The sequence below is a fragment of the Amycolatopsis sp. NBC_00345 genome (genome assembly GCF_036116635.1).
Classification (GTDB): domain Bacteria; phylum Actinomycetota; class Actinomycetes; order Mycobacteriales; family Pseudonocardiaceae; genus Amycolatopsis.
This window is the reverse complement of record NZ_CP107995.1, coordinates 784,755-800,986: the sequence shown is the minus strand read 5'-3', so window position 1 is coordinate 800,986 and position 16,232 is coordinate 784,755. Positions and strand designations below refer to the sequence as shown.

The following is a 16,232-nucleotide window of genomic DNA, read 5'->3' as shown; positions in this document are numbered from 1 at the left end:
CGCTCGCCGCGGGTGCCGCGCTCGCCACCACCGCCGGTCTCGCCCCGTCGGCGATGGCCGCCCCGGACCCCGTCCTCGCCTCGCCCTACCTGTACCAGTGGGGCGGCCAGGCCGACCCCGCCGCGGCCATGTCCGCGACCGGCGTGAAGGCGTTCACCCTCGCGTTCATGCTGTCCAACGGCACCTGCAACCCGCAGTGGGACGGCAGCCGCGCGCTCGACGGCTCCGACGCCTCGATGATCCAGAGCATCCGCGACGCCGGGGGCGACGTGATCCCGTCGTTCGGCGGCTGGTCGGGCAACAAGCTCGGCGCCACCTGCGCCACGCCCGAGGACCTGGCCGGCGCGTACCAGAAGGTGATCGACGCCTACCAGCTCAAGGCGATCGACCTCGACATCGAGAACACCGACGAGTTCGAGAACCCGACGGTGCAGGACCGCATCCTGAACGCCGTCAAGATCACCAAGGACAAGAACCCGGGCCTGCGGGTCGTCATCACCATGGGCACCAGCACCACCGGCCCCACCGACACCGGCAAGCGGCTGATCACGCAGGCCAAGGCGCTCGGCGCGGACATCGACGTCTGGTCGGTCATGCCGTTCGACTTCTCCAGCGGCGGCGACATGGCCGCGATGACCGAGTCGGCCGTCGACGGGCTGGCCGGCGAGCTGAAGTCCACCTTCGGCTGGGACGACGCCACCGCGTACAGCCGCAGTGGCCTGTCCTCGATGAACGGCAACACCGACAACGCCGGCGAGACCGTGACCGTGGACAACTTCACTTCGATCCGCGACTACGCGACGAGCCATCACCTGGGCCGTTTCACCTTCTGGGCCACCAACCGCGATTGCAGCGGCGGCGGCGACTGCAGCGGCATCGACCAGGAGCAGTACGCGTTCACCAAGATCGTGGCCGGCTACAACGGCTGATCCCGCGGTGGCCGTTAAGGCCTCCTTACCCGCGTCCGACGCGGGTAAGGAGGCCTTAACGGCGTTGGTCCCCTTCGAGCGCAACACCGGCGAAACATCGGCGGCTTAGGGTCTCGTCGCGATCGGAAGGCGGTGGGACGCATGGCCGAGACCGTGGACGCACGCGGCGGCTACCGCGACAAGGTGGTGGCCGTCGAGCCGGGCGGGGTCGAGCCGGTGGCCGGCGCCGACCGGCACGGCTCGCCCCGGCAGCTGGCCTGGACCTGGGCCTCGCCCAACCTCGAATTCGCGACGGTGTTCGTCGGCGTGCTCGCGGTGTCGGTGTTCGGGCTGTCGTTCTGGCAGGCCGCGATCGCCTTCGTGCTCGGCAACGGCCTCGGCTCGCTGGCCCACGCCGCGCTGTCGGCGGCGGGCCCGCGGTACGGCGTGCCGCAGATGGTGCTGGGCCGCACCGCGTTCGGCTACCGCGGCAACCTGCTGCCCGCCGCGCTGATGTCGGTGATGGCCGGCATCGGCTGGTTCGCGGTCAACAGCGTCAGCGGCGCCTTCGCGTTGGCCGCCCTGACCGGGCTGCCGGTGCTCGGCTGCCTGGTGATCGTGGTCGCGCTGCAGATCGTGATCGCGTTTTTCGGGCACAACCTCGTGCAGGCGTACGAAAAGTACGCGTTCATCGTGCTCGCCGTGGTCTTCGCGGCCGCGGCGGTGGTGACGTTCGCGAAGTCCTCCCCCGGCGCGGCCGCGGCGACGGGCGGCACGGGCGGGTTCCTGCTCGCGGTCGGCACGGCCTTCGGCTACACCGCTGGCTGGAACCCCTACGCGGCGGACTACACGCGTTACCTCCCGCGCACGGCCTCGCCACGCGCGGTGGGCGCCTACGCGGGCGTCGGGCTGTTCATCTCCACCACCGTGCTGATGCTGACCGGCGCGGCGTCGACCACGATCGCCGGCCCGTCCGGCGACAACCCGGCCGCGGCGTTCACCGGTCACCTGCCCGCTTTCCTGGCCGCGGCGACGTTGCTGGCCATCGCGCTCGGGGCGGTCGCCGCGAACGTGCTCAACGTGTACTCCGGCGCGCTGGCCTTCCTGGCGATGGGCGTCCGGCTGCCGCTGGCGTGGCGGCGCGCGGCGGTGGCGCTCGCCTTCGGCGCGGTGGGGTTCGTGCTCGCGTGGCTGGGACTTTCGGACGCTGGGGCCGCGTACGAGAACTTCCTGCTGGTCATCGCGTACTGGATCGGCCCGTGGCTGGGCGTCGTGCTGGTCGAGCTGTACCGCCGACGCAAGGTCGACGTCGGGCCCCTGCTGGCGGACCCGCGGACGCGCAATTGGCCGGGCTTCTTCAGTTTCCTGGCCGGGCTGGTGGTGTCGGTGGCGCTGTTCGCGAACCAGGCCCTCTACGTCGCGCCGGTCCCCCGCGCCGTCCCGGCCGTGGGCGACCTGACGTTCGCGGTCGGGTTCGTGCTGGCCGCGGGCCTGTACCTGGTGCTCGGGCGCGGCGTCAGCAGCACTGGTCACCGCGCCAGGCTTCGCGGCCTTCCTTGACGGCGACGGCGGCGATGACCAGCGCGACGACGGGGTCGGCCCAGGACCAGCCGAGCAGGCTGTTGAGCAGAAGGCCGACCAGCAGGACGCCGGAAAGGTAAGTGCAGAGCAGGGTTTGCTTCGAATCGGCCACAGCGCTGGCCGAGCCGAGTTCCCGGCCGGCGCGCCGCTGGGCGTAGGACAGGCCCGGCATGACCAGCAGGGAAACCGCGGCCAGCACGATGCCGACGGTCGAGTGCCCAGCCGAGCCGGACCCGAACAGGGACCCGGCCGCGTCGACGGTGACGTAAGCCGCGAGCGCGAAGAACGACAGCGCGATGACCTTCAAAGCCGTGCGTTCACGCGCCTCGGGATCGGCGCCGGAGAACTGCCAGGCGACCGCGGCGGCGGAGGCGACCTCGATGACCGAGTCCAGCCCGAAGCCGATCAGCGCGGCGGACGACGCCGACGACCCGGCCGTGATCGCGATGACCGCCTCGATCACGTTGTAGGTGATCGTCGCCGCGACGAACCAGCGCACTCGCCGGGACAGCACCGCCCGCCGGGCCGCGTTTCCTGCGTCGGGCGGTGACTCCGGGGCGCAGCACCCGTCGGCGCAGGCCTCCGGGGTTTGCGCAGCCGTGGTCACGAGGTTCTCCGGCCGGTCGGTCATCGGGCCACCTTGCTCACGGCGGGGGTGAGGCCGGGCCCGTGGTCGGGGCCGAGGCAGGGCTCGGCGGTGTCGACCGCGAGCACGACCTTGGCCAGCTCGTTGAGCGCCTTGGCCAGGTGCGGATCGGCCAGTGCGTAACGGACCTGACGGCCCTCGTAGGCCGCGACGACCAGCCCGCACCCGCGCAGGCAGGCCAGGTGGTTGGACACGTTCGACCGCGACAGCCCCAGCTCGGCGGCGAGCGCCCCGGGGTAACGGGTCCCGTCCAGCAGCGCGACCAGGATCCGGCACCGGGTCGGGTCGGCCAGCGCGCGCCCGAGCCGGGCCAGCGCGTCACCTCGTGTCTCACACTTCAGCACGGGGACGACAGTACATCATCTGATGAACTATTGGTCCGCGATTGACAAAGCGGAGCACGGTTCCATATATTTACGGAACGGCGCTCCGCTTCGGTGGCGAGGCGCAGGGAAGGGAACCGCACATCATGAGTGAACCGACTTACCCGCCCGCTCCGGTCCTCTCGGTCGGCCCGGTGGTGCTGTCCACACCCGGCCGCGCCGTGGACCTGCAGGTGCGGGTCTCCGCGCCGGTGACCGGAAGCGGGCTGCCGATCATCCTGCTCTCGCACGGCCAAGGCCGCTCGAACCACCTGTCCTCACTGAACGGCTACGCCCCGCTCGCCAATTTCTGGGCGGCCCAAGGGTTTGCCGTCATCCAGCCGACCCACCTGAGTTCGGCGACGCTGATCCTGAACTCCGAAGACCCCGAAGCACCGCTGTACTGGCGATCGCGGGCCGAGGACATGACGCACATCCTCGACCGGCTCGACGCGATCGAGGCCGCCGTCCCGCAGCTTGCCGGGCGCTTGGACCGGGACAAGGTCGCCGTGGCCGGGCATTCGATGGGCGGGCACACCGCGAGCCTGCTGCTGGGCGCGCGGCTCACCGATCCGCACGACGGCACGGAAGTGGTCCTGGCCGAGCCCCGGATCAAGGCGGGGGTGCTGCTGGCCGCGCCCGGCCGGGGCGGCGACGCCCTCAGCGAGTTCGCGGCCGAGCACTTTTCCTTCTTCCGCACCACCGACTTCTCCGCGATGACCACGCCCGCGCTCGTGGTCGCCGGCGACCAGGACGCCTCGCCCCACCTGACGGTCCAGGGCGCGAGCTGGCACACCGACCCGTACTTCCTCTCCCCCGGCCCCAAGTCCCTGCTCACCCTCTTCGGCGCGGAGCACGGGCTCGGCGGGGTCTCCGGCTACGACGTCGCCGAGACCACGGACGAGAATCCCGAGCGCGTCGCCGCCGTCCAGCAGCTCACCACGGCCTACCTCCGCGCCCGGCTCTACCCCGGGGATTCCGCTTGGGAGACAGCGTGTGCCGCGCTGGCCGACGGACCCGAACCGCTCGGGCGGGTCGAGTCCAAGTAAGGCGCACCATCCACAATGGAGCCGAGCGCCGGGCTCAGTCCATCCGCACGACGATCTTGCCCCGCACGCCGCCCTGTTCCAGCGCCCGGTGCGCGGCGGCGACGTCGGCCAGCGGGAACACCCGGTCGACCTGCGGGCGGATCGCGCCGGCGGTGACCCAGCGGCCCAGCTCGGCGAACAGCGAGGCGTCCGGGTTGCCGCTGAAGAAACGGACCCAGCGGCGGCGGCGCAGCGCGTGGGCGGCGATGTAGCCCAGTGAGCGGACGGGGTGGTCGAAGTCGAACGCGATCGTGACCATCCGCCCGCGGTGGGTGAGCAGCCGGCGGAACGCGGGCAGGCCGGTGCCGACCGTGTCGAGGATGACGTCGAACCGGCCCAGGTCACCGGGCGCGCGGTAGTCGATCGCCTCGTCCGCACCCAGTTCCTTGGCCAGGTCCAGGTTTCCCGCGCTGGTGAGCGCGGTGACGTGCGCCCCCATCGCTTTCCCCAGCTGCACGGCGACGTACCCGACGCCGCCGGTCGCGCCACGGACCAGCAGCCGCTCGCCGGGCGCGAGCGCGGCCAGGTCGCGCAACGCGGTGATCGCCGTGGTCCCGACGGGCAGCGAAACGGCCTGCACCGCATCGAGCCCGGCCGGGACGTGGTCCAGCAGCTCGGGCCGCACGGCGACGTACTCCGCGGCCGAGCGCGGCCGCCGCCCCACCTGGCCCCAGACCAGGTCGCCCGCCGTGAACCGGCTGTTCCCGGCCTCGACGACCTCACCGGTCAGGTCGATCCCCACGAACTTCGGGAATCGCTTGCCACTGAACGGAAGCAGCCGCCCGGCCCGCATCGCCAGCTCACCGCCGTTGACCGACACCGCGCGCACCCGGACCAGGACCTCGCCGGGGCGCGGCCGGGGAACGGGCGCGGTGGTCACGGAGAGGACGTCGGCAGGCCCGTACCGGTCATAGGTCACGAGCCGCATCGAAGGGGAAGTCATGCTCCCGTTGTAGCTCCGGAACCGGACGGGGTCATCCACTTCGGCCGAAGTGAGAGAAGCCCCGGCGGCGCCGCCTCGCTTGTGGCTGCCGTCCGCTCAAAAACGGCGGCGAATACCGAAAGCGGTCATCGAACGCGCGAGCGACACAGCGACGCGCGGTGACCGATCGTGTTCGTTCAGGCGGCTTGCGTGATCAGCAAAGCGGCGTGCCCGGCCTCGGTCAGCTCGGCGGGCACCAGCCCGGCGGAGACCTCGACGGCGGGGCGGATGTACCCGCCGTGGGCCAGCAGGTGCGCGGTCATCTGGTCGCAGCAGGCGAAACCGTCGACGAAGAGGTCGGGCTCGCAGCTCGACGACATCTGGGCCCGGTCCGCCGCGACGGCACGGAGCATCGCCATCGCGCGGTGGGTGAGTTCGACTTCTGCCTCTGCTGAACCTGATCCGGACACTGGAACAACCTTCTTCCACGGGAGCACTTACTGTGCTGTTCAGTACTGATCCGACTACAGTCACGGCGCAATCGGCCGCCACAAGTCGGTCACCACTCGACCGCCTACTTCTGGTCGGATCAGTACTATGGGTTATCGTCCATTGCTCCAATAGTGTTAGCAACCGCACTAAGACGTTGACTAGACCTTTGCGGTTCCTTCGAGCCGGGCTTCCAGCGTTCGTGCCCATTCGCGCACTATCTGGCTGCGGCGGCGGGTGTCGTCGGTCAGCAGGCTGGCCAGGCCGAGGCCGCGGGCCAGGTCCAGGGTGGCCTGGACCAGCTCACGGACGCCGGGCCGGCTCTCGTCGACGCCCAGCAGCTCCACCGTGACCCGGTGCGCCTCCCGGCCGACCCGCGCCTCCAGCGGCACCATCACCCCGCGCAGCTGCTCGTCGGTGGAGGCGACCGACCACAGCTGCAGCGCGGCGCGGAACATCGGCCCGGTGTAGAGGTCGAGCACCATCCCGACCACGCGCTCGATCCGCGAAGGCCCGCTCGGCAGGCCCTCGGCGCGGGTGCGCAGCTCGTCCAGCTGCGCCTCCCCCAGCAGCTCGACGGCCGCCGCGACCAGCGACTCCCGCGTCGGGAAGTGGTGCTGGGCGGCGCCGCGGGACACGCCGGCGCGCTCGGCGATCACCGCCACCGTGACGCCGTGCCAGCCCCGCTCGCCGATGCAGTCCATGGCTGCCTCGATCAGCCGCCGTCGCGTCGTGCGGCTGCGCTCCTGCTGCGGTTCCCGGATCATCAGGCCGGGTCGACCCAGAAGTCGAGCTGCAGGTCGGCCTCGGTGCCGCTGATCCGGTATTTCGCGAAGTCCGTGACGCCTTCTTCGCGCAGCACCACGTCGTCGAGGAAGAAGTTTCCGGTCGTCTCGCGGCTGGGCCTGGTGAGGATCGCGTACGCGGCGTCGGCCATGATCTCCGGCGTCCGGCTGCGGTCCGCCAGCTCGGCGCCGACGACGTTGCGGATCGCCGCGGTGTCGATGGTGGTGCGCGGCCACAGCGAGTTCGCCGCGATGCCGTCCGCCTTCAGCTCCGCGGCGAGGCCGACGGTCACCAGGCTCATCGAGTACTTCGCGATGCTGTACGCGAGGTGCCCGGCGGTGAACCACTTCTCGTCGAGGCTGATCGGCGGCGACAGCGTGAGGACGTGCGGGTTCGCCGCCTTCCGCAGGTGCGGGATGGCCAGCTTCGACAGCAGGAAGGTGCCGCGCGCGTTGATGTCCTGCATCAGGTCGTAGCGCTTCATGCTGACTTGCTCGGTGGGCGTCAGGTCGATCGCGCTCGCGTTGTTCACCACGATGTCGATCCCGCCGAACCGCTCGACGGTCTTCGCCACCGCGGCCGCCACGCCCTCGTCGTCACGGACGTCGCCGAGCATGGGCAGCGCCTGGCCGCCCGCCTTTTCGATGGCCTCCGCGGCGGTGTAGATCGTGCCGGGCAGCTTCGGGTGCGGTTCGGCGGTCTTGGCCAGCAGCGCGACGTTCGCGCCGTCGGCGGCCGCGCGCAGGGCGATCGCCTCGCCGATGCCGCGGCTGCCACCGGACATGATGATCGTCTTGCCGGCCAAGGTGGCCATGGGAACCTCCATAGTGAATAAAGCTTGTGAGTGTTTATGACGGTTCTAACCGTCATAAACACTCACGAGTCAGTAGGACTTCGGCAGCCCGAGGCTGTGCTGCCCGACGAAGTTGAGCACCATCTCCCGGCTCACCGGCGCGATCCGGCCCAGCCGCACCGCGGTGACGAGCGAGCCGAGGCCGTACTCGGTGGCCAGGCCGTTGCCGCCGTGGGTCTGCACCGCCTGGTCGACCGCGTGGATCGCGGTCTCGGCGGCCGCGTACTTGGCCATGTTGGCGGACTCGCCGGCGGCGAAGTCGTCACCCGAGTCGTACAGCGAGGCGGCCTTCTGGGTCATCAGCCTGGCCATCTCGAACTCGATCTTGATCTGCGCGAGCGGGTGCGCCAGGCCCTGGTGCGAGCCGATCGGCGCGCCCCACACCTGGCGCTCGTTCGCGTAGGCCACGGCCTTGTCCAGCGCGTAACGGGCGGTGCCGAGCGAGAACGACGCGCCCATGATGCGCTCCGGGTTGAGCCCGGCGAACAGCTGCGCGATCGCCGCGTCCTCGTCGCCGACCAGCGCCTCGGCGGGCAGGTGGACGTCGTCGAGGAACAGCGAGAACTGGTTCTCCGGCGCGACCAGGTCCATCTCGATCTTCGTGAACTCGAACCCCGGCGCGTCGGTCGGCACGATGAACAGCGCCGGCTTGAGCCGCCCGGTCTTCGCGTCCTCGGTGCGCCCGACCACGAGCACGGCGTCGGCCTCGTCGACCCCGGAGATGAACACCTTGCGGCCGCTCAAAACCCAGTCGCCGCCGTCACGCCGCGCAGTGGTGGTGATCTTGTGCGAGTTGGACCCGGCGTCGGGCTCGGTGATCGCGAAGACCATCTTCTTGCTGCCGTCGGCGATGCCGGGTAGCCACAGCTTCTTCTGCTCGTCGGTGCCGAAGCGGGAGATCACCGTGCCGCAGATGGCCGGCGAGACGACCATCAGCAGCAGCGGTGAGCCCGCCGCGGCGAACTCCTCCAGCACCGCGCCGAGGTCCGCGATCCCGGCGCCGCCCCCGCCGTACTCCTCGGGCAGGTTCACGCCGAGGTAGCCGAGCCGGCCGGCCTCGTTCCACAGCTCGACGGTCTTCTCGCCCGACCGGGCCTTCTTGGCGTAGTACTCGTGGCCGTACTTTCGCCCCAGTTCGCCCGCCGCCTTGCGCAGCGCGGTGCGCTCCTCGGGCTCGACGAAGTTCATCGCGTTCATACGCTTTCTCCCAACACAGCTTCTCCCACCACAGCCAGAATCGTGCCGACCTCGACCTGTAACCCGACCTCCACCGGCAGCTCGGTGACCACGCCGTCGGCGGGGGCCGCGATCCGGTGCTCCATCTTCATCGCCTCCAGCCACAGCAGCGGGTCGCCCGCCGCCACGACGTCACCCGCGGCCACGGCGAGCCGTACGACCGTGCCCGGCATGGGCGCGACCAGCGAGCCCGCCGCCAGCGCCGCGGCCGGGTCCGCGAACCGCGGGGCCGCGGTGAAGGCCACTGGGCCGAGCGCCGAGTCCACATAGGACTCCGAGCCGTGCCGGGCGACGGTGAACGCGCGCCGCACGCCGCCGACGTCCAGCACCACCCGGCCGGGCTCGGCGGTGACCAGGTCGACGCCGTCGTACCCTTCGGCCCGCAGGCCGTCCCGGGTCAGCGCGTAGACCACCTCGTACGTCGTCTCCCCGCGACTGAACTCCTTGCGCTGCCCGGCCGAACGCACGTTGCGCCAGCCGCTGGGCAGCCGGCCGAGCGTCCGCGCCTCCGCCCGGTTGCCCGCCGCGTCCGACAGCGCCGCGGCGAGGGCGGACAGCCGCTCGGTGTCCACTGTGGCCAGCGGCTTCGCCAGCGTGGCCAGGCCGTGCCGGTCGAAGAACGCGGTGTCCGTCTCGCCGGCCAGGAAAGCCTCGTGGCGCAACACGTTCACCAGCAGGTCGCGGTTCGTGACCACGCCGTGGATCTTCGCGCCCTCGAGCGCGGCCGCGAGCCGCCGGGCCGCCTCGTCGCGGGTCGGGGCCCAGGCGATCACCTTCGCCAGCATCGGGTCGTAGAACACGCCGACGACCGAGCCGGACTCGACGCCGGAGTCGAGCCGCAGTCCCGCGCCGGGGGTGAACTCACGGTCGACGCCGGGGACCTCGAACGTGTGCAGCGTGCCGCTCTGCGGCTGCCAGTCCGCGACCCCGTCTTGAACGGCCACGGTCTCCGCGTAGAGCCGGACCTCGATCGCATGTCCTTGCGCCGCAGGCGGCTCCGGCGGCAGCTGCGCCCCCTCGGCGATCGAAAGCTGCAGCGACACCAGGTCCAGCCCGGTCACGTTCTCGGTCACCGGGTGCTCGACCTGCAGGCGGGTGTTCATCTCCAGGAAGTAGAACCGCCCGTCCGGACCGGCGAGGAACTCGACGGTGCCCGCGCCGACGTAGTCGATCGCCTGCGTCGCCTTGCGCGCGGCGTCGAACAGCTCCGCGCGCATCGCCGTGTCGACAAACGGAGAAGGCGCTTCTTCCACGACCTTCTGGTGCCGGCGCTGGATCGAGCACTCCCGCTCCCCCACCGCCCACACCGTGCCGTGGCGGTCGGCGAGCACCTGGACCTCGATGTGCCGCCCGGTCTCCAGGTAGCGCTCGCAGAACACGGTCGGGTCGCCGAACGCCGAGCCGGCCTCGGCGGCGGCGCCCGCGACGGCCTCGGCCAGCTCGCCCAGCTCCCGCACCACGCGCATGCCCCGTCCGCCACCGCCCGCGGACGCCTTGACCAGCAGCGGCAGGTCGGCCTCGGTCACCCCGGCCGGGTCCAGCTCCGCCAGCACGGGCACCCCGGCGGCGGCCATCAGGCGTTTGGACTCCACTTTGGAGCCCATCGTCGCGATCGCCTCCGGCGGCGGGCCGACCCAGGTCAGCCCCGCGTCCAGCACGGCCTGCGCGAACGCGGCGTTCTCGGACAGGAAGCCGTAACCCGGGTGCACGGCGTCCGCGCCCGCTTCGGCCGCGGCCTTCACGATCAGCTCGGAACGCAGGTACGTCTCGCCCGGCGTGTTTCCCGGCAACCGCACGGCGACGTCGGCCTCCGTAGTGTGCGGGGCGTCGGCATCGGCGTCCGAGAACACCGCCACGGTGCCGATCCCGGCGTCGCGGCAGCTGCGGAACACCCGGCGGGCGATCTCCCCGCGGTTGGCGACCAGCAGATTTCGAATCACGAAGCCACCCCTACATCCGGAAGACGCCGAAACCACCCTCGGCGCCCTTCACTGGTCCATTGTGGATCGCGGACAGGCTCAGCCCGAGCACGGTGCGGGTGTCGCGCGGGTCGATGATGCCGTCGTCGTAGAGCATGCCGGAGAGGAACATCGGCATCGACTCGGCCTCGATCTGGGCTTCGACCATCGCGCGCATGGCCGCGTCGTTCTCCTCGCTGTAAGCCTGTCCCCGGTTCGCGGCCGCCGCCCGCGCGACGATCGACAGCACGCCGGCCAGCTGCGCCGGGCCCATCACCGCCGATTTCGCACTGGGCCAGGCGAACAGGAACCGCGGGTCGTACGCGCGGCCGCACATGCCGTAGTGCCCGGCGCCGTAGGACGCTCCCATGAGGACGGACAGGTGCGGCACCTTCGAGTTGGACACCGCGTTGATCATCATCGCGCCGTGCTTGATGATCCCGCTCTGCTCGTACTCCTTGCCGACCATGTAGCCGGTGGTGTTGTGCAGGAAGACCAGCGGGGTGTCGATCTGGTTGGCCAGCTGGATGAACTGCGCGGCCTTCTGCGACTCCTCGCCGAACAGCACCCCCTGCGCGTTGGCGAGCACGCCCACCGGGTAACCGTGGACGCGGGCCCAGCCGGTGACCAGGCTCGGGCCGTAGAGCGGCTTGAACTCGTCGAAGTCGGAGCCGTCGACCACGCGGCTGATCACCTCACGCGGGTCGAACGGGACCTTGAGGTCGCTCGGCACGATGCCGAGCAGGTCCTCGGCGTCGAACAGCGGCTCGGCGTAACCCGGTTCCGGCAGCGGGCCCTGCTTGCGCCAGTTGAGCCGCTTGATGATGCTGCGGCCCAGCCGGATGGCGTCCTGTTCGTCGGTGGCCAGGTAATCGGCCAGCCCGGACGTGCGCGCGTGCATCTCCGCGCCGCCGAGCGACTCGTCGTCGGACTCCTCGCCGGTCGCCATCTTGACCAGCGGCGGCCCGCCGAGAAACACCTTCGCGCGCTCCTTGACCATCACCACGTAGTCCGACATGCCCGGCAGGTACGCGCCGCCGGCGGTCGAGTTGCCGAAGACCAGCGCGACGGTGGGCACCTTCGCGGCCGAGGACCGCGTGAGGTCGCGGAAGACCCGGCCGCCGGGGATGAAGATCTCCTTCTGCGTCGGCAGGTCCGCGCCGCCGGACTCGACGAGGTTGATCACCGGCAGCCGGTTCTGCGCGGCGATGTCGGCCGCGCGGAAGCTCTTCTTGGTCGTCCACGGGTTGCTCGCGCCGCCCTTGACGGTCGGGTCGCTCGCCGAGATCAGGCACTCGACGCCCTCGACCACGCCGATGCCGGTGATCACGCTGGCGCCCACGCGGTAGTCCGAGCCCCACGCGGCGAGCGGCGAAAGCTCCAGGAACGGCGAATCCTCGTCCAGCAGCAGTTCGATGCGCTCACGGGCGAGCAGCTTGCCCCGTTTGCGGTGGCGTTCCACGTACTTCTCGCCGCCACCGGCGACGGCCTTCGCGTGCTCGGCGTCGATCTCGGCGAGCTTCTCGAGCATGGACTCACGGTTGGCGGCGAACTCCCCCGCCCTCGTGTCCACAGTAGACCTCAGTGCGGTCATGCGGTGTATCCCAATCGCTTCGCGGCCAGGCCGGTGAGGATCTCGGTGGTGCCGCCGCCGATGCCGAGGATGCGGACGTCACGGTAGTGCCGCTCCACTTCGGACTCGCGCATGTAGCCGAGCCCGCCGTGCAGCTGCACGGCCTCGCTCACCACCCATTCGGCGGCCTCGACGGCGGTGTTCTTGGCGAAACAGGCCTCGGCGATCACCTCTTCGCCGGAAACGTGGCGGACGGCGGTCTGCCGGGCGTAGGTACGGGCGACGTCGGTCTTGCGCGCCATCTCGGTGAGCTTGTGCTGTACCAGCTGCCGCGAGATGAGCGGGCGGCCGAACGTCTCGCGCAGCCGGCACCAGTCCAGGGTCAGGTCCAGCGCGCGCTGGGCGTGCGCGTACGCCTGCACGGCGAGCGAAAGCCGCTCGGTGACGAACTGGGTGGCCACCTGGGCGAAGCCGCTGTTCTCGGCGCCGACCAGGTTCTCCGCCGGCACCCGGGCGTCCACGTAGGACAGTTCCGCGGTGTCCGAGGCGGCCCAGCCCATCTTCTCCAGCTTGCGGGAGACGGTGAACCCGGGGGTGCCGCGCTCGACCACGAGCAGCGAGATGCCATGCGCGCCTTCGCCGCCGGTGCGGACCACGGTGGTGACGAAGTCCGCGCGGCAGCCGGAGGTGATGAACGTCTTGGCGCCGTTGACCACGTACTCGTCGCCCTCGCGCACGGCGGTGGTGCGGATGCCCGCGACGTCCGAGCCGCCGTCCGGCTCGGTCACGGCGAGCGAGCCGATCTTGTCGCCGGCCAGCGTCGGGCGCACCCAGCGCTCGATCTGCACCGGGTCGCCCGCCTCGGCGATGTGCGGCACGGCGATGCCGCAGGTGAACAGCGACGCGAAGAGCCCGCCCGAGCCACCCGCGTAGTGCATCTCCTCGGCGACCACGAGCGCGTCGAGGTAGTTGCCGTCGCCACCGCCCACGGCCTCGGGGAACGCCACGCCGAGCAGGCCGAGGTCACCGGCCTTGCGGTGCAGCTCGCGCGGCAGCTCACCCGCGCGTTCCCACTCGTCCAGGTGCGGCAGCACTTCCTTCTCGACGAAGCGGCGGACGGTCGCGCGCAACTCCGTGCGCTCCGGCGTGCGGAAGGGGTCGACGATCACAGCAGCGCCTCCGGCACGTCGATCTCGCGGGACCGCAGCCATTCGCCGAACGCCTTGGCCTGCGGGTCGAACCGGGCCTGCGAGGCGACGCCCTCGCCGAGGATGTCCTCGACGACGAAGTTCATCGCCCACAGGTTGGGCAGCAGGTGCCGGGTCACGGCCAGCGCGTGCGTCTCGGGCAGCAGCAGCCGGAACTCGCCGACGGTGAGCCGGTGCACGAGCCAGCGCCACGCCTCCTCCGAGCGCACCCACACACCCAGGTTCGCATTGCCGCCCTTGTCCCCGCTGCGCGCGCCGATCACCCGGCCGAGCGGGACGCGGCGGACCGGCCCGTCCGGCAGCGGCTCGGGCAGCGCGGGCTCGTCCACTTCGGACAGAGCCAGGGTTTCGGCCGCCCGCGCGATGTCGACTCGACGTCCGTCGGGCAGCACCGCGACGTGCGGCACCTTCTCCGCGTCTACATAGGACGCGGTGTAGACGCCATAGGGTGAGGCGTCGGAAGGCGGTGCGGTGACGTGGAAACCGGGGTAGCTGGCCAGCGCCAGCTCTATCGCGGCGCCGCTGAACGCGCGGCCGGCGACCTTCGGGTCGCTGTCCTTCACCGCGACGTGCAGCAGCGCGCTGGCCCGTTCCTCGGTGTCGGCATCGGTGTGGTCGGTGCGGGCGAGCGTCCACCGGACGTCGGCGGGCGGGTGCGGCTTGAGCGCCGCCGCGAGTTGATCCCTTACCAGCGCGGCTTTTTCCTCGATGTCCAGTCCGGTGAGGACAAACGTCGTCTCGTTGCGGAAGCCGCCGAGGGAGTTGAGGCACACCTTCAGCGTGGGCGGCGGGGCCTCGCCGCGGACCCCGGTGATCCGGACGCGGTCCGGGCCGTCCGGCGACAGGGCCAGGGTGTCGAACCGGCTGGTCACGTCCGGGTTGGCGTAGCGGGCGCCGGTGATTTCGTAGAGCAGCTGCGCGGTGACGGTGCCGGTGTTCACCACCCCGCCGGTGCCCGGGTGCTTGGTGATCACGCAGGACCCGTCGGCGTGGACCTCCGCGATCGGGAAGCCGGGGACGCCGATCGGCTGCTCGCGGAAGAACGCGTAGTTGCCGCCGGTCGCCTGGGTGCCGCACTCGATCACGTGCCCGGCCACGACGGCGCCGGCCAGCGCGTCGTAGTCGTCCCGCGCCCAGCCGAAGTGCGCGGCGGCCGGGCCGACGATCACCGAAGCGTCGGTGACACGCCCGGTGACCACCACGTCGGCCCCGGCGTTCAGGCACTCCGCGATGCCCCAGGCGCCGAGATAAGCGTTGGCAGTCAAGGGGTTCTTGAATCCGAGTTCCTCAGCCCGCGCGAGGAGGTCGTCACCCTCGACGTGCGCGATCTTCACGTCGAGTTGGAGCTTCTCGGCCAGTTCGCGGAGGGCGGCGGCGAGCCCGGCGGGGTTGAGCCCACCGGCGTTGGCGACGATCTTCACGCCCTTTTCCTTGGCCAGCGCCAGGTTCTCCTCCATCTGGCGAAGGAAGGTCTTGGCGTAACCGCGGTTCGGGTCCTTCATCCGGTCGCGGCCGAGGATGAGCATGGTCAGCTCGGCGAGGTAGTCGCCGGTGAGCACGTCCAGCGGGCCGCCGGTGAGCATCTCGCGGACGGCGGAGAACCGGTCGCCGTAGAAACCGGACGCGTTGCCGATCCTGAGCGGCATGTTCTGGGCGGTCATGCGAACTGCCCCGGCTTGCGTCCGGCCCCGGGCGGCCCGGCGAAGGCCTGCGCGATGCCCAGCCACTCCTCGACGTCGGCGCCGGTGGCGACCAGGTCGGTGTCGGCCGGATGCCGCCGCTGCGTGATGACCAGGCAGAAGCCGACGGCGCTGCCGGTCAGCCGCTGCTCGGCGTCCTCGGGCCCGAACGCCCAGGTGGTGCCGTCGGGCGAGGCCAGCTCGACCCGGAACTCCTCGCTGGGCGGGGCGAGGGAGTGGAGTTTGAACGCGAAGTCGCGGGTGCGGGTGCCGAAGCGGGCGATGTGCCACAGCCGCGCAGTCGGCTCGCGGGTGAGCCCGAGGGCGTCGAAGACGTCCTGGCCGTGGGCCCAGGTCTCCATGATCCGGGCGGTGGCCATGGACGCGGCGCTCATCGGCGGGCCGTACCAGGGCAGTTTCTGCCCCTCGGGCACCGCGGCGAGCGCCTCGGCCAGCGCGGCCCGCCCCTCACGCCACTGCCCGAGCAACTCCCGCGGCGGCGCCTGCGCCAGCTCCCGCGCCCCGGCGTCGACGTAGTCCTCGCCGATGCTGAGCAGGTTCTCGACCTCGGCCGGCCAGTCCCCCGGCCGGCGCGCGGAGATCAGCGACTTGGCGTCGGTCCAGGCCAGGTGCGCGATCTGATGCGCGACCGTCCACCCCGGCGCGGGCGTCGGCCGGGCCCAGTCGGAAGCCGGCAACCCCGCCACCACGTCGTCGATCGTCTGCGATTCGGCCGCCAGATCCCCGAGGATCACGCCGAGATCAGCCATGCCACGCCTCCTTGCGTCCTCCGGCCAGCCTGGCACCCCGGCCGGGAAAAAAGCAAGCACGCCTGATTGTTTTCTCCGCCTCCGCGGGAGCTGCTGCCATGCTCGACTCGACGCTCCGCCGCGTCACCGGCCGAGCCCGGACGCGTTCCTGTGCCCTGCCTGCACCCGAGCGC

The 16,232-nt window shown here is 71.1% G+C and carries 15 protein-coding genes; 3 read left to right on the top strand and 12 right to left on the bottom strand.

Annotation, left to right across the window (positions count from 1 at the left end):
• The first annotated feature begins 53 nt into the window (after positions 1-53).
• On the top strand, positions 54-929 hold the full coding sequence (locus OG943_RS03740) for a chitinase (RefSeq protein ID WP_328608245.1): 876 nt from the start codon (positions 54-56) through the stop codon (positions 927-929).
• A 141-nt stretch (positions 930-1,070) separates the two neighbouring features.
• Positions 1,071-2,468, top strand: coding sequence for a purine-cytosine permease family protein (locus OG943_RS03735; RefSeq protein WP_328608244.1), 1,398 nt, complete (start codon positions 1,071-1,073; stop codon positions 2,466-2,468).
• Here OG943_RS03735 and OG943_RS03730 read toward each other — a convergent pair.
• Together OG943_RS03730 and cmtR are read right to left on the bottom strand one after the other, a co-directional pair.
• Positions 2,425-3,120, bottom strand: a complete 696-nt coding sequence (locus tag OG943_RS03730; protein WP_328608243.1) for a cation transporter — start codon at positions 3,118-3,120, stop codon at positions 2,425-2,427. The genes OG943_RS03735 and OG943_RS03730 overlap by 44 nt on opposite strands.
• Positions 3,117-3,479, bottom strand: a complete 363-nt coding sequence (gene cmtR / locus OG943_RS03725; RefSeq protein ID WP_328608242.1) for a Cd(II)/Pb(II)-sensing metalloregulatory transcriptional regulator CmtR — start codon at positions 3,477-3,479, stop codon at positions 3,117-3,119. Before cmtR ends, OG943_RS03730 begins: the two co-directional genes overlap by 4 nt.
• A gap of 125 nt (positions 3,480-3,604) precedes the next feature.
• Between cmtR and OG943_RS03720 the strand changes: the two genes are divergently transcribed.
• Complete coding sequence (locus tag OG943_RS03720; RefSeq protein ID WP_328608241.1) at positions 3,605-4,546, top strand: alpha/beta hydrolase family protein; 942 nt, start codon at positions 3,605-3,607, stop codon at positions 4,544-4,546.
• 34 nt (positions 4,547-4,580) lie between these two features.
• On the opposite strand, the gene OG943_RS03715 is transcribed toward OG943_RS03720, so the two are convergent.
• The 10 genes from OG943_RS03715 to OG943_RS03670 form a co-directional block, all read right to left on the bottom strand.
• The gene (locus OG943_RS03715; protein WP_328608240.1) at positions 4,581-5,528 is read right to left on the bottom strand and encodes an NAD(P)-dependent alcohol dehydrogenase; all 948 of its coding nucleotides are present in this window, start codon (positions 5,526-5,528) and stop codon (positions 4,581-4,583) included.
• Between the two features lie 176 nt (positions 5,529-5,704).
• Positions 5,705-5,926 (bottom strand): hypothetical protein, encoded by a 222-nt coding sequence (locus OG943_RS03710; protein WP_328608239.1) that lies wholly within the window; start codon positions 5,924-5,926, stop codon positions 5,705-5,707.
• Between the two features lie 231 nt (positions 5,927-6,157).
• Positions 6,158-6,763, bottom strand: coding sequence for a TetR/AcrR family transcriptional regulator (locus OG943_RS03705; protein WP_328608238.1), 606 nt, complete (start codon positions 6,761-6,763; stop codon positions 6,158-6,160).
• Positions 6,763-7,596: an SDR family oxidoreductase gene (locus OG943_RS03700; RefSeq protein WP_328608237.1), complete on the bottom strand. Its 834-nt coding sequence runs from the start codon at positions 7,594-7,596 to the stop codon at positions 6,763-6,765. The genes OG943_RS03705 and OG943_RS03700 overlap by 1 nt, the downstream gene beginning before the upstream one ends.
• 69 nt (positions 7,597-7,665) lie before the next feature.
• A complete protein-coding gene (locus OG943_RS03695; RefSeq protein WP_328608236.1) occupies positions 7,666-8,832 on the bottom strand; it encodes an acyl-CoA dehydrogenase family protein in 1,167 nt (388 codons plus the stop codon).
• Positions 8,829-10,811, bottom strand: a complete 1,983-nt coding sequence (locus tag OG943_RS03690) for an acetyl/propionyl/methylcrotonyl-CoA carboxylase subunit alpha (RefSeq protein ID WP_328608235.1) — start codon at positions 10,809-10,811, stop codon at positions 8,829-8,831. Before OG943_RS03690 ends, OG943_RS03695 begins: the two co-directional genes overlap by 4 nt.
• A 10-nt stretch (positions 10,812-10,821) precedes the next feature.
• The gene (locus OG943_RS03685) at positions 10,822-12,423 is read right to left on the bottom strand and encodes an acyl-CoA carboxylase subunit beta (protein WP_328608234.1); all 1,602 of its coding nucleotides are present in this window, start codon (positions 12,421-12,423) and stop codon (positions 10,822-10,824) included.
• The gene (locus OG943_RS03680; protein WP_328611993.1) at positions 12,420-13,568 is read right to left on the bottom strand and encodes an acyl-CoA dehydrogenase family protein; all 1,149 of its coding nucleotides are present in this window, start codon (positions 13,566-13,568) and stop codon (positions 12,420-12,422) included. Before OG943_RS03680 ends, OG943_RS03685 begins: the two co-directional genes overlap by 4 nt.
• Positions 13,568-15,256 (bottom strand): acyclic terpene utilization AtuA family protein, encoded by a 1,689-nt coding sequence (locus OG943_RS03675; protein WP_328611992.1) that lies wholly within the window; start codon positions 15,254-15,256, stop codon positions 13,568-13,570. Before OG943_RS03675 ends, OG943_RS03680 begins: the two co-directional genes overlap by 1 nt.
• An 11-nt stretch (positions 15,257-15,267) precedes the next feature.
• Positions 15,268-16,059 (bottom strand): TIGR03084 family metal-binding protein, encoded by a 792-nt coding sequence (locus OG943_RS03670; protein ID WP_328608233.1) that lies wholly within the window; start codon positions 16,057-16,059, stop codon positions 15,268-15,270.
• Positions 16,060-16,232 lie beyond the last annotated feature (173 nt).